Raw genomic sequence first — 11,511 nt, 5'->3', positions numbered from 1 at the left:
AGCCGTGATGACTGTCCGTCACTTAAGGATCGCCGACGGGGAGGGGCTGGAACCCGCCCACCAGGGCTCGGTGCGCATCGCCTTCGCCACCGCCGACCGGCACACCGTGGACCAGCACTTCGGGCTGGCCAGCGGCTTCGCCATCTACCAGGTGGGGTGTTCGGGCACCCGGCTGCTGGAGGTGGCCGACATCGAGGAGCCGGCCGACGCAGCGCCGGACTGCGACCGCCTGGGACCGCGCCTGCAGGTCGTCGAGGGCTGCGCCGCGCTCTACTGCAACGCCATCGGCGCCCCGGCCGTGCGACGGCTGCTCACACAGGGGTGCCAGCCGCGCAAGGTCTCCCACGGCACCGCCATCGACACCCTGCTGGGCACCCTGATCGCGCAGTTGCGCGAGCGCCCGCCGGCCTGGCTGAGCCGGGCCCTGCGCGGCGAACCGGCCGGCGAGGCCCGTTTCGACGCCATGGAGGCCACCGGCTGGTGGGCCGACTGACCAGCTGCAGCCAACCAGGGAGGAACCCCCATGTGGACCTGGAACCCGCAGGACGAGCAACCCGAAACCACCGCCACCGCGCAGGTCCTGGACGACCAGGATCCCGCCCTCGAGACACCGTTCATCCGTGAGCTGCTCCGCCAGGTCCGTGCCACGGACACCTTCGGGGCGTGGGAACACTACAGCGATGCGGCGGTCATCGATCCGTTCATCCTCACCCCCGAGCGCAAGCGCGCCATCCCCGTGGTCGCCGACCCCGACGGCGAAACGGTCAACCGGGTGCGCACCTTCTACAACGCCGTGTCCGCGCGGATCGAGGCGCGCAGCGGGGTGATGGCGGTGCCGGTGATCAACCTCAGCCACGAAGGCTTCGGCCGCGCCTTCGTGCTTGCCGGCAAGCTGGTGGTCGTCGACAAGCCGCTGCGCGACGTCCACCGCTTCGGCTTCGCCAGCACCGAGAAGCTGGTCAGCCGCGGCGAGCGCCTGGTCGACGGGGCGGTGGCCCTGATCGAGCGCTTCCCGGAGGTGGCCCGAGCCTGAATCCGGCGCGGCCGGATCGACGGACTATACTCCGCTGGGGGGTTCGACCCCGTAATGGAGGATAGCCCGATGGCTCATTCATGGTTGCGCACCGCCGGTGCTGCGCTGCTCATTGCCCCGCTGGCGGCCACCGCCGGCCAAGAGATCCGCATCGGCTGGACGGCCTGGGCCGACGCGGAGTTCGTCACCCGGATCGCCGAACGGCTGCTCGAGGAGCGCTACGACGTCGACGTCGAACTGGTCCAGACCGACATCGCGCCGCAGTACACCGGCATCGCCCGCGGCGACCTGGACTTGATGCTGATGTCGTGGCAGCCGATCACCCACGAGGACTACATCGAGCGCTACAGTGACGACCTGCTCGACCTGGGCGTGCTCTACGGCGACGCCCGCCTGGGCTGGGTGGTGCCGCGCTGGCTGTACGAGGACGGACTGACCAGCATCGATCAGCTCAATGAGGAGCGCTGGCAGGACGCGCTCGACGGGACCATCCAGGGCATCGACCCGGGCGCCGGGCTGATGCGCCTGTCCCACGAGGCCATCGAGACCTACGGGCTGGATTATACGCTGATCGAGGCCAGCGACGCCGGCATGACGGCCTCGCTGGACCGGGCCGCGCGCCGCGACGAGCCCATCGTGGTCACCGGCTGGAGCCCGCACTGGAAGTTCGGCGCCTACCAGCTGGCGTTCCTCGACGATCCAAGGGGCGCGCTTGGCGGCGCGGAGACCATCCACGCCCTCGCCCGCCTCGGCTTCGACGAGGACCATCCGCAGATCGCCGCCTTCATCGGCTGCATGGACTACGACCTGGAGATGCTCAACGACTACCTGTTCATCGGTCGGGACGAGTCCACCGAGGCCGCCGTCGACCGCTTCTTCGAGCAGGAGACCGAGCTCATCAGCGCCTGGGCCGCCTGCGCCACCGAGCAGTAAACCCGCCCCACCGACCCTGCCCCTGCCGGATCCCTCCGGCAGGGCCCCGGAGCAGCGCTCAGTCCCCGTCCTCGAACCCGGGGGCGTCGTCGCGGACCAGCAGCAGATCCGTGGACACCTCCCGCAGCAGCCGTGCGGCAACGCTGCCGAGCAGCATGTTCGCCCAGCGGCCACGCCCGTGGTTGCCCATCACCACCACATCGGCGCCCAGCCCGCCCAGGGCCTCGAGCAGGATCGTGGCCGGATAGCCGGCGTGCACCTCCAGGTGCACCCCGTCGGCGCCCAGCCCCTCGTCCCGGGCGAACGATTCCAGGTCGGCCCGCGCCTCGTCCATCCAGCGCGTCTGCTGCTCCTGGATGTAGCTATCGCCGATGCCGGCAGCGCGCATGCGATCCAGCTCGGCGGTATCGACCACGTAGAGCAGGTGCAGCTCGGCCGCCGGGAAACAGCGCCGCGCGTACTGAAACGCCGCCCGCGAGCAATCCGAGAAATCGACGCCCACAGCAACGCGCCGATACGGCGCATCGGAGTCGCGCCGGACCACCAGCGTCGGCGTCCGTGCGTGGCAAACCAGCTGCTCGGCGGTAGTACCCAGGATCCAGTCGCGCACGTACTGCCGGCCGTGGGCACCGACGACCAGCAGGTCGGCGCCACCCTCGTCCGCGGCGTAGACCACCTCGCCGATCACATCCCCGATCAGGACCCGGGGCTGCGCGCGGTGGCCCGGGGTCCCGGACTGGAGCTGCTGCTCGGCGGCGGCCTGGAACACCCCTTCCCGATCCGGCGAGCCGCTGAGCGCGCGCAGCCCCGGCGCGTCGCTTTCGATGACGTGGACCGCCTCCAGCGTGGCGTCCCAGGCCTCGGCCAACTGTACGGCACGGCGCCCGGCCCGCCCGGCGCGTTCCGACAGGTCGCTGGCGAAGACGATTTTCTGCATGCTCATGACGGCTCCCTCGATCGCATCCGGCAGAATCCGGCCAAAGGTCCGGTGCAGCGGGCCTCGGCGCTTGCCCGCGCACCGGTCTCATCCTTAGATTGTGGCACCATGACACGCGAGTGCGGGAGCCACAGCGGGGCAACACGCCGCAGCTCCCGCGGAACCCGGTATCCGAGAGGAGCCTTTACCCATGCTTCAGAAGGAACACACGCGTCTCGAGCTCGTCACCTTCCTGGTGGCGGTGGCCACCGGCGTGCTCGGCGCCGTCGCGGCCTCGGCCGGCGCCTACTGGTTCGGCGGGATCCTGATGGCGATCATGGCCCTGGCCCTGTTCATTTTCGTCATCCCCGGCATCGCCGCCAAGCTGCCGCCGGCGGGGCAGGCCCTGCCCGCAGCCCTGCTGCTGATCCTCGGCCTGTGGATGATGGCGACGGTGGGTGAGGGGCTAAGCTTCCTCGGCTTCATCGCCATGGTGGTAGCCGTGGGCACCGTGCTCATGCCCTTCTACCTGATCGCCCTCGGCGGGCGGGCCTTCCACCTCAAGCAGCAGCGCTGAATGTCAACGACCCCGCGGGACGGCGTCCCCCCTGCCGCCGCCCCGCGGGGTATCCGACCCGCCCTGCGCGGATCAGGCCGGTTTCAGCGTGACATCCCCGAGGATCTGCGCCTGGCAGGCGATGCGCTGCTGCTTGCCCGCAAAGTGCTCGCGTAGCAGCTTCTGCTCCACCTCCGAGGGCGCGCTCAGGTTCTCTTCTCCGTCGAGCACCTTGCACAGACAGGTGCCGCAGTCCCCCTCGCGGCAGCCGTAGACAATCCCCGAGCCGACCTTCTCGGACAGCTCGATGATCCGGGTTCCCGCCGGCGCGCTGACGGTCAGATCGATATCCTTGAACGTTACCTGGGCTCTTGGCATCCCGTGAACTCCTTGTGGCTTATGGTTGGATTCTATTGCTGGCCCCGTCCGGTAACCGGCCTCACGGCGCGACCCGCGCCGCACCTTCTCCGGCCATCAGCCGGGCCAGCCACGGCGGCGGGCGCTCGGCCAGGGCGGCGCGAAGCTCGTCCATGTGCGCCGCGGCCGCTCCCCCGGCGTCGCGCCTCATGGGAAAGACCCCGGCGTTGACCACCTTGGCCGCCGCCGGGCCGCCGATCGAGCAGCAGTACAGCACGTGGCAGTCGGCGATCAGCGCCACCCGGGCCGCGATGCGGTCGTCGCGCCGGGTGCCGCTGCCAGTGACCGCCTCGGCCACCGGCCGAACCTCGGCAAGCCGGCAGCCGGCGGCACCGACTTCGTAGATGAGGAACCGGGCGCAGGCGCCGAAGTGACCATCCAGCTCACCGCCGCTGTTCGAGGCGCAGGCGACCCGGATGGTCCCCTCTGGCGACGGACCCGGCTCCGGCTCGGGGACCGGCTCTGGTGCCGCCTCTTCGCCATGCAGGGCCCGGCAGGCGGCCTCCAGCCGCTCCGCCGGGGCCTGCTGAACGGCCTCCAGGTGGTGGGCCCCGCCGGCGTCGCGCAGCCCCCGGGGGGTCACCCCGGCGAGCTTCTCGGCGCTCAACGGTGCCCCGAGCAGCCCGGTCAGCACCCGCACCAGCTGCGATACGTCGAGCTCCGGGAGCTCGCGCGCCGCCAGCCCGATGCGCAGGGCCAGTTCCGGTTGCAGTGACGCATCCTGCATGCCGTCTCCTCCCTTCAGTCGGCGGGGACGATGCACTCGTCCACCTCGCAGACCTCCTCGCAGCGGGGCATCTCGAAATGCCCCTCGCACTCGGTGCAGCGGTCCGCGATGATCTCGTAGAGGCCCATCTTGTTGCGCTTGATGGCCGCCTCCGGGCACTCCGGCTCGCAGTCGCCGCAGCTGGTGCACAGTTCCGGATCGATCTTCATGGCCATGCTCTTTCCTCCTCGATCACCGGACCAGGTCGTAGTTGAAGTCGGTGACCCCCATGTGACGGGTCTCCTCGTCGAGCCGGGCGAGCACCTCGTTGACGATGGTGGTGAGGATGTACATCGCCCCCTCGTAGCCCCAGATGCTGTTGCGGTGCAGGTGATGCCGGTCGAAGATCGGGAAGCCGAGGCGGATCAGCGGCACCTCGAACTCCTTGCCCTTGTAGAGGGTGTCGCGCTGGATGAACTTCCCGTAGGAGTTGCCGATCATGAAATCCGGCTTGTCGGTGAAGCACAGCGAGCGCATGTGCCAGAGATCCTTGCCGACGTAGACCTGGGCGCTCTCGCCGTACGGGGTCTGCTCGAGCATGGCGCGCATGGCCTTGCCCCAGCGCTTATTGGCGTTGTGGCAGAGCACGTGGCGCGGCTCGGCGCCGAGTTCGGTGAGGAACCGGGTCATGCCCATGACGAAGTCCGGATCCCCCCACAGGGCGAAGCGCTTGCCGTGCAGCCACTGGTGGGAGTCGGTCATCATATCCACCAGCCGCCCGCGCTCGAGCTCCAGGGACTCGGGGATCGGCTTGCCGGTGATCTGCGAGACCTTCATCAGGAAGTTGTCGGTTCCCTCGAGGCCGATGGGCACCTGAACCTCGGGGCAATCGTGCTTCCAGGTCTGCTTGATGTACTTCTTGGTCTTGGTCAGCATCCACGGCTGGAGCAGCAGGGTGTCCAGCGCATTGGGGGCGTCACGGACCTCGTCAATCGGCGTCCCACCGGCGTACATCCGGTATTCACCGTCGGCCGGGGTGTCGAGCACCTCGGTGGGATCGCAGAGCAGCGAGGCCTCCACGCCCATCTCGCCCAGGGCGCGCTTGAGCCAGCGGTAGCTGCCCAGGTAGGTCTCGAAGCCAGGCACCAGGTTGACCTTGCCGTTGCTGCCCGGCTGCTTGTCCTCCATCGCGTTGATGGTGAAGTAGCGGGCAATGCCCTCGAACATGCCGTCCCAGCCGGTGACGTGGCTGCCGACGAAGCTCGGCGTGTGCGCAAAAGGCGTGGGCACTTCCTGCGGCAGATACCCCTCGTCCTTGGCGTTGCCGATGAAGGCGTTGAGGTCGTCGCCGATGACCTCGGCCATGCAGGTGGTGGAGACGGCGATCACCTCGGGCTGGTAGATCTGGTAGGCGTTCTGCAGCCCCTGGTTCATGTTCTTGTGCCCGCCGAAGACCGCGGCATCCTCGGTCATGGAGTCGGAGACACAGGCCACCGGCTCCTTGAAGTGGCGGTTGAAGTAGGTCCGGAAGTAGGCCACACACCCCTGGGAACCGTGGACGTAGGGCAGCGTCTTCTCGAACCCCAGCGAGCAGAGCACCGCCCCGAGGGGCTGACAGACCTTACCCGGATCGACGGTCAGCGCCTCGCGCGAGAAGTTCAGCTGCTGGTACTCCTCGGTGGTGGTCCACTCGAAAGTCTCGTCGATCTTCGCCGCGTCGACGCCCTCCTCCTGCTCCCGGCGCTTGCGGCTGAGGACCTGTTGGTAGTCGTCATCCCGGAACAGCGGGTAGCACGGCTTGATGGCTTCGGTGTCTTCGTTCATTGCGCTTCCTCCAGCTGCGCCGCGCTGCGGGCACGGCGCCTTGCCCTGTTCGGGCGGGCCGGCTGAGCGGCCCGCCCCTGGCTGAGATGGTCAGGCCGCCTTGGAGGCCGGCTCGCCGGTGGCCTTCCACGGCGGGGTCATGCGGTCCCAGACCGGGTTGTTGAGGGTCATGTCCATATCCCGGGCAAAGATCGCGAAGCCGTCGTAGCCGTGATACGGCCCGGAGTAGTCCCAGGAGTGCATCTGCCTAAACGGCAGACCCATCTTCTGGAACACGTACTTCTCCTTGATCCCGGCGGCCACCAGGTCCGGCTGGACCCGCTCGATGAAGCGCTCCAGCTCGAAGGCGTTGGCGTCGTCGTAGACCAGCGTCCCCTCCTTGAGCTCGGGGTAGGTGCGGTCGTAGTCGTCGTCGTGGGCGAACTCGTAGCCGGTGCCGAGCACCTCCATGCCCAGGTCCTCGTAGGCGCCGATGACGTGGCGCGAGCGCAGACCGCCGACGTAGAGCATCACCTTCTTGCCCTCCAGCCGCGGCCGGTACTTGGCGATCACCGCGTCCATCATCGGCTGGTACTTGGCGATGACGGCCTCAGCGTTGGCCTGGATGGTCTCGTCGAACCGGGCAGCGATCTCGCGCAGGCTCTGGGCAATGCGCGTCGGACCGAAGAAGTTGAACTCCATCCACGGGATGCCGTGGGTCTTCTCCATGTGCTCGCAGATGTAGTTCATGGAGCGGTAGCAGTGCAGGAGGTTGAGCTGCACCTTGGGCGTGTTCTCCATCTCGGCCAGGGTGCCGTCGCCGGACCACTGGGCAACCACGTTCAGGCCCATCTCCTCGAGCAGGATGCGCGAGGCCCAGCAATCGCCGCCGATGTTGTAGTCACCGACGATGGCCACGTCGTAGGGCCCGGCCTGGTGGCCGTCGCCGTCGCGGTTCTCCAGGACGTGGTCGCGGATGGTGTCGTTGGCGATGTGGTGGCCGAGGGACTGCGAGACCCCGCGGAAGCCCTCACAGCGCACCGGGATAACCGGCTTGCCGAGGCGCTCGGTGGCCTGACGGCCCACCGAGTCGATGTCGTCGCCGATCAACCCGACGGGGCACTCCGACTGCACGGTGATGCCCTTGTTGAGCGGGAAGAGCATCTCGACTTCGTCGATGATCTTCTCGAGCTTCGGGTCACCGCCGAAGACGATGTCCCGCTCCTGGAAATCGGAGGTGAAGTTGATGGTGCCGAAGGTGTCCACGCCGGTGTGGCCGGTGTAGTAATTGCGACGGCCGGCCCGCGAGAGCTGGCCGCAGCCCACCGGGCCGTGGGAGATGTGCACCATGTCCTTGATCGGCCCCCAGACCACGCCCTTGGAGCCGGCGTAGGCGCAGCCGCGCTGGGTCATGACCCCGGGCACCGACTTGCGGTTGGAGGTCACGCACTTGCTCGGCTGCTGGTCGGCCCCGACGGCGGCCAGGTGCTTGGCGCGCTCCTCGCGGGTAGCCTCGGGATAGACCTCGAGGACCTCCTCGATCAGCGCCTGGGCCTCGTCCTGCGTCATGCTGCTCATTGGCTCTCCCCCTTTACGCCGAGGCGGTCTCGTCGGCCTTCTGCCCCACGATGGACTCGTCCTCCTCCTCGAGGATGCCGAACTCCATGAGCAGGTCCTCGAGGTCATCCATGCCCAGCGGCGTGGGCACGACCATTTGGGTGTTGTTGATGACGTTGTCCGCCAGTTCGCGGTAGACGTCGGCCTGCTTGCACTCCGGGTTGTACTCGATGACCGTCATACGCCGGATCTCGGCGTGCTGGACCATGTTGTCCCGCGGGATGAAGCCGATCATCTGGGTACCCAGCCGGCTGGCGAGGTTCTCGATGAGCTCGTCCTCGCGGTCGGTGTTGCGGGAGTTGCAGATCAGCCCGGCCATGCGCACGCCGCCGGAGCTGGCGTACTTCACGATGCCCTTGGCGATGTTGTTCGCCGCGTACATGGCCATCATCTCGCCGGAGACGACGATGTAGATCTCCTGGGCCTTGTTCTCGCGGATGGGCATGGCGAAGCCGCCGCAGACCACGTCGCCAAGGACGTCGTAGAAGACGAAGTCCAGGTCGTCCTCGTAGGCGCCCTCCTCCTCGAGGAAGTTGATGGCGGTGATCACGCCGCGGCCGGCGCAGCCGACCCCCGGCTCCGGGCCACCGGACTCGACGCACTTGGTGTCGCCGTAGCCGACCTGCAGGACGTCCTCGAGCTCAAGGTCTTCGACGCTGCCCGCCTCGGCGGCCAGGTGCATGACCGTGTTCTGCGCCTTGGCATGGAGCATCAGGCGGGTGGAGTCGGCCTTCGGATCGCAGCCGACGATCATCACCTTCTTGCCTTTCTCGGCGAGCGCCGCCACCAGGTTCTGCGTGGTGGTGGACTTGCCGATGCCGCCCTTGCCGTAGATTGCTGCCTGTCTCATGGGTTAATCCCTCCTGACCGATGGTTACGTTGGCCGCCTCAGCGGCTCGCACCCGGGTTTTGCAACCGGCGTGCCAGCAGGGGGCAACGACGGACCCGCTGCGCCGAAGGTGACCCGCCGCGTTTACGCAACCCGTTGATCCAAAAGACTTATAGGAAGACCAGGAACGATCAGCAAAGAAAGGGCGAACACCCCCGGGGGCCCGGCCCGACGATCCGGGACGGCCCGCAGGCCCGTGGCAAGTCCGACATGATCGGCCGGGGGTTGTCGGGGAGCGGACAAGGGGAAGAACCGCTCCCCGACCGACAGGAGGGATGCTTAGTGCTCGCTGAAGACGGTGGTGTGACCGCGGTCGCTGAAGGCGAGGACCTGGTAGGACTCATCCGGCTGGCCGGGGATCCACTTGCGTCGCATCGCCCCTGCTCCTCATCGACAGGTTGTGTGGCACCGGTCGTCATTATTGATCGAACGCAATCCGGATGCCACCCCCTCCGACGGGGCGAGCGACGCTCAGGCGCGTTGGGGTGACGAGGCGACGCCGACGGCCCGCGCCGCCAGTTCGCGGGCGCAGGCCTCGATCACGGTCACACCGTGGCGGGCCAGGTAGCGCCGCTCCTTGCCGGCCGTGGCGGGCAACAACGCCCAGCCCTTGGGCTCGCCGGCCTCCTGGGTGATCTCGGTGAAGAGCATGCGCTCGGTATCCCGGGTGAAGCGAACCCCGAGACTCAGGTAGCGCACGCCCCGGCGCCGCTCCTTGAGGAACCGCGGCAGGGCGAAGCCGCCCATCAGTTCGGTGAGGTAGTCCACAAAATCGGCGTCCGAGGCAACGAAGCTCGGCTCGGGCCGGGGCGACCCCAGGGGCTTGAAAAGGATCGGACCCGCCGGCGACGGCGGCGACTCGGCCGCCTCGTCGTGGAGCTCGTGGTAGCCGATGCTGTCGTGCCGGAAGACCCGATAGCGTCGCCCGCCAGTGACCCGTGCGACGCCCTGAACCAGCAGGTGCGGGGTGCCGGCCCAGGCGTCCTGGAGCTGGGTATCCCGGTTGAGATCCACCACCCAGGCCGGCCGCTGCTGCGCCAGCCAGTCGATCACCGGCGCCCGGGTCCAGGGGACCTCGCCGAAGCAGGTCCGCAGAAAACGCTCCAGATAGGGGCGTCCGTGATCCTGCTCGACCTTCATCGCCGCCCGCGAGAACTCGTGCATCAGCACCGGCGACATCGGCTTGCCCTGATTCAGCGCGAGGATCAGCCGCTCGTTGTCTGCCGGCATGGCATCGCCGGTCTCCGGGTGACACGCCCCGTCCAGCGCGCCCGGCCCGAGCACCGGGACGACGCTGCCGTCGGCGAAGCCGTGGGTCCAGCGGCGAATACGCTCGTCATCCAGTCCCGGATGGCTCATGGTTCTCCCCTCCCTGGCCGGCCCGCGCCCGATCCCGTTGGACCTGGCGGGCCCGCTTTTCCTGCAGGGCCCCGCGGATCCGCTCGCGCAGCTCGTCATCCAGCGGGGCAACGTCGGGCGGGTGCACGGTCTCGCAGAGGAGCACGTGCAGACCCATCGCCGTTTCCACCGGGCCGCGCACCTCGCCGGCGGCCATCTCGAACAGGGCCGCGTCCAGCTCCTCATGCAGCTGCCCCCGCGCCACCCGGCCCACCAGCCCGCCGTGCAGGGCGCTGGGGCACTCGGAGTGGCGCTCGGCGGCGGCGGCAAAGCCCCGCGGGTCGTCCGCCAGCTTCCCGGCCAGCTTCTCCGCCCGCGCCCAGGCCCGCTGCCGGGTATTCTCCGGGAACTCGTCGTTGATGGTGATCAGAAGATGGCGCACGGTGCGCGTCTCGTCCCGCTGGAAGCGCTCCGGATGCTCGCGGTAGAAGCGCTCCACGTCCTCGTCGGTGACCTCCGGCACCTCGGCGGCCAGCGGCGCCAGGGCGTGCTCCGGAACCTGCAGCGTACGCCCCGGGAAGCGGACCTGGTAGGCCGGCCCGGTGCGTGCATCGCGCATGACGCGGATGATCTCGCCCACCGCACCCGGCTCGGCCACCACCTCGCCATGGACGGCGAGCCGCCGCGTGGGCGTGACGCGGTCGCGAAACTCGAAGCGGGTCTCCACCCAGTGGCTGGCTGCATCCATGAGCTCCTCCTCGCGACAGCCGACCATGCGGTCCTGATCCAGAAAGAAGACGCTGTAGACGATCTGATCCTGCAGGAAGGTCCCCACATCACGGACGTAACCCACGCTCCCCCGGGGGACGAGCAGCTCACCGCGGGCCACGCCGGGGTAGGTGCCGTCGTTGCGGATGTTGCGCGCCACCCGCACCGCCGCGCCGATCCGGAACCGCGGCAGCATCAGCCGAATCCTCCACGGCCGATTCGCGCCACCGGGACCTCGCCGCTCGCCCCCCGGGCCACCTGCCGGTGGATGCGCAGCGCGGCCTGGCTGCGGGCGTCGGAGCCGACGAAGTCGTCGTGGGCGCGTTGCAGCAGTGCCCGGGCCTGCCCCTCGGCCTCATCGGGTGTCGCCGGCGGCTCGGCGCTGGCGTAGTCGTGGAAGCGCTGCAGGATATGCAAGCGGTAGACCCGCAGCAGCTGTGGATCGTAGGCCACGCCGAGGCCCTCGAACCACGCCTCCGCGCCCTCCAGGCCCTCCTCGTTTTCCGGTTCCAGTGGCTCCAACCACTTCATGGCA

The 11,511-nt window shown here is 68.6% G+C and carries 14 protein-coding genes; 4 read left to right on the top strand and 10 right to left on the bottom strand.

From position 1 onward, the window contains the following. The first annotated feature begins 7 nt into the window (after positions 1 to 7). The 3 genes from LRA98_RS06220 (at position 8) to LRA98_RS06210 (ending at position 1,966) form a co-directional block, all read left to right on the top strand. Positions 8 to 493: a NifB/NifX family molybdenum-iron cluster-binding protein gene (locus LRA98_RS06220; RefSeq protein ID WP_238633056.1), complete on the top strand. Its 486-nt coding sequence runs from the start codon at positions 8 to 10 to the stop codon at positions 491 to 493. A 30-nt stretch (positions 494 to 523) separates the two neighbouring features. Next, positions 524 to 1,033, top strand: a complete 510-nt coding sequence (locus tag LRA98_RS06215) for a NifX-associated nitrogen fixation protein (protein WP_201168057.1) — start codon at positions 524 to 526, stop codon at positions 1,031 to 1,033. A 69-nt stretch (positions 1,034 to 1,102) separates the two neighbouring features. Next, complete coding sequence (locus LRA98_RS06210; RefSeq protein WP_201168058.1) at positions 1,103 to 1,966, top strand: glycine betaine ABC transporter substrate-binding protein; 864 nt, start codon at positions 1,103 to 1,105, stop codon at positions 1,964 to 1,966. A 58-nt stretch (positions 1,967 to 2,024) separates the two neighbouring features. On the opposite strand, the gene LRA98_RS06205 is transcribed toward LRA98_RS06210, so the two are convergent. Continuing rightward, positions 2,025 to 2,909, bottom strand: a complete 885-nt coding sequence (locus tag LRA98_RS06205) for a universal stress protein (protein ID WP_238633055.1) — start codon at positions 2,907 to 2,909, stop codon at positions 2,025 to 2,027. Positions 2,910 to 3,093: 184 nt separating this feature from the next. Here LRA98_RS06205 and LRA98_RS06200 point away from each other — a divergent pair, with 184 nt between their 5' ends. After that, positions 3,094 to 3,459: a hypothetical protein gene (locus LRA98_RS06200; RefSeq protein ID WP_238633054.1), complete on the top strand. Its 366-nt coding sequence runs from the start codon at positions 3,094 to 3,096 to the stop codon at positions 3,457 to 3,459. Positions 3,460 to 3,531: 72 nt separating this feature from the next. Here the strand turns inward: LRA98_RS06200 and LRA98_RS06195 are convergent, their stop codons facing one another. From LRA98_RS06195 to nifW, 9 genes are all read right to left on the bottom strand, one after another. Beyond that, positions 3,532 to 3,816, bottom strand: coding sequence for a 2Fe-2S iron-sulfur cluster-binding protein (locus tag LRA98_RS06195; RefSeq protein WP_201168061.1), 285 nt, complete (start codon positions 3,814 to 3,816; stop codon positions 3,532 to 3,534). A 61-nt stretch (positions 3,817 to 3,877) separates the two neighbouring features. Beyond that, positions 3,878 to 4,582, bottom strand: coding sequence for a dinitrogenase iron-molybdenum cofactor biosynthesis protein (locus tag LRA98_RS06190; protein WP_238633053.1), 705 nt, complete (start codon positions 4,580 to 4,582; stop codon positions 3,878 to 3,880). A gap of 14 nt (positions 4,583 to 4,596) precedes the next feature. Beyond that, a complete protein-coding gene (locus tag LRA98_RS06185) occupies positions 4,597 to 4,797 on the bottom strand; it encodes a 4Fe-4S binding protein (protein ID WP_201168064.1) in 201 nt (66 codons plus the stop codon). 16 nt (positions 4,798 to 4,813) lie between these two features. Further along, complete coding sequence (gene nifK, locus LRA98_RS06180) at positions 4,814 to 6,385, bottom strand: nitrogenase molybdenum-iron protein subunit beta (protein ID WP_238633052.1); 1,572 nt, start codon at positions 6,383 to 6,385, stop codon at positions 4,814 to 4,816. Positions 6,386 to 6,475: 90 nt separating this feature from the next. After that, on the bottom strand, positions 6,476 to 7,942 hold the full coding sequence (gene nifD / locus LRA98_RS06175; protein ID WP_201168069.1) for a nitrogenase molybdenum-iron protein alpha chain: 1,467 nt from the start codon (positions 7,940 to 7,942) through the stop codon (positions 6,476 to 6,478). A 13-nt stretch (positions 7,943 to 7,955) separates the two neighbouring features. After that, entirely contained in the window at positions 7,956 to 8,831 is an 876-nt protein-coding gene (nifH, locus tag LRA98_RS06170; RefSeq protein WP_201168071.1) for a nitrogenase iron protein, read from the bottom strand. Positions 8,832 to 9,341: 510 nt separating this feature from the next. Beyond that, on the bottom strand, positions 9,342 to 10,229 hold the full coding sequence (locus tag LRA98_RS06165) for an SIR2 family protein (RefSeq protein WP_238633051.1): 888 nt from the start codon (positions 10,227 to 10,229) through the stop codon (positions 9,342 to 9,344). Further along, positions 10,207 to 11,172, bottom strand: a complete 966-nt coding sequence (locus LRA98_RS13145) for a nitrogen fixation protein NifZ (RefSeq protein ID WP_338018551.1) — start codon at positions 11,170 to 11,172, stop codon at positions 10,207 to 10,209. Before LRA98_RS13145 ends, LRA98_RS06165 begins: the two co-directional genes overlap by 23 nt. Next, on the bottom strand, positions 11,172 to 11,507 hold the full coding sequence (nifW, locus tag LRA98_RS06150) for a nitrogenase-stabilizing/protective protein NifW (RefSeq protein WP_201168080.1): 336 nt from the start codon (positions 11,505 to 11,507) through the stop codon (positions 11,172 to 11,174). Before nifW ends, LRA98_RS13145 begins: the two co-directional genes overlap by 1 nt. Between the last annotated feature and the right edge of the window lie 4 nt (positions 11,508 to 11,511).

This window comes from Halorhodospira sp. M38, assembly GCF_022227985.1.
In the GTDB taxonomy this organism is placed as follows: domain Bacteria; phylum Pseudomonadota; class Gammaproteobacteria; order Nitrococcales; family Halorhodospiraceae; genus Halorhodospira; species Halorhodospira halophila_A.
This window is presented reverse-complemented; position numbering and strand designations above follow the sequence as displayed.

What these genes read in the sequence shown, in the direction of transcription:
- LRA98_RS06220 (WP_238633056.1), top strand. Translation starts at nt 8, where the DNA reads ATGACTGTCCGTCACTTAAGGATCGCCGACGGGGAGGGGCTGGAACCC.
- LRA98_RS06215 (WP_201168057.1), top strand. Translation starts at nt 524, where the DNA reads ATGTGGACCTGGAACCCGCAGGACGAGCAACCCGAAACCACCGCCACC.
- LRA98_RS06210 (WP_201168058.1), top strand. Translation starts at nt 1,103, where the DNA reads ATGGCTCATTCATGGTTGCGCACCGCCGGTGCTGCGCTGCTCATTGCC.
- LRA98_RS06205 (WP_238633055.1), bottom strand. Translation starts at nt 2,909, where the DNA reads ATGAGCATGCAGAAAATCGTCTTCGCCAGCGACCTGTCGGAACGCGCC.
- LRA98_RS06200 (WP_238633054.1), top strand. Translation starts at nt 3,094, where the DNA reads ATGCTTCAGAAGGAACACACGCGTCTCGAGCTCGTCACCTTCCTGGTG.
- LRA98_RS06195 (WP_201168061.1), bottom strand. Translation starts at nt 3,816, where the DNA reads ATGCCAAGAGCCCAGGTAACGTTCAAGGATATCGATCTGACCGTCAGC.
- LRA98_RS06190 (WP_238633053.1), bottom strand. Translation starts at nt 4,582, where the DNA reads ATGCAGGATGCGTCACTGCAACCGGAACTGGCCCTGCGCATCGGGCTG.
- LRA98_RS06185 (WP_201168064.1), bottom strand. Translation starts at nt 4,797, where the DNA reads ATGGCCATGAAGATCGATCCGGAACTGTGCACCAGCTGCGGCGACTGC.
- nifK (WP_238633052.1), bottom strand. Translation starts at nt 6,385, where the DNA reads ATGAACGAAGACACCGAAGCCATCAAGCCGTGCTACCCGCTGTTCCGG.
- nifD (WP_201168069.1), bottom strand. Translation starts at nt 7,942, where the DNA reads ATGAGCAGCATGACGCAGGACGAGGCCCAGGCGCTGATCGAGGAGGTC.
- nifH (WP_201168071.1), bottom strand. Translation starts at nt 8,831, where the DNA reads ATGAGACAGGCAGCAATCTACGGCAAGGGCGGCATCGGCAAGTCCACC.
- LRA98_RS06165 (WP_238633051.1), bottom strand. Translation starts at nt 10,229, where the DNA reads ATGAGCCATCCGGGACTGGATGACGAGCGTATTCGCCGCTGGACCCAC.
- LRA98_RS13145 (WP_338018551.1), bottom strand. Translation starts at nt 11,172, where the DNA reads ATGCTGCCGCGGTTCCGGATCGGCGCGGCGGTGCGGGTGGCGCGCAAC.
- nifW (WP_201168080.1), bottom strand. Translation starts at nt 11,507, where the DNA reads ATGAAGTGGTTGGAGCCACTGGAACCGGAAAACGAGGAGGGCCTGGAG.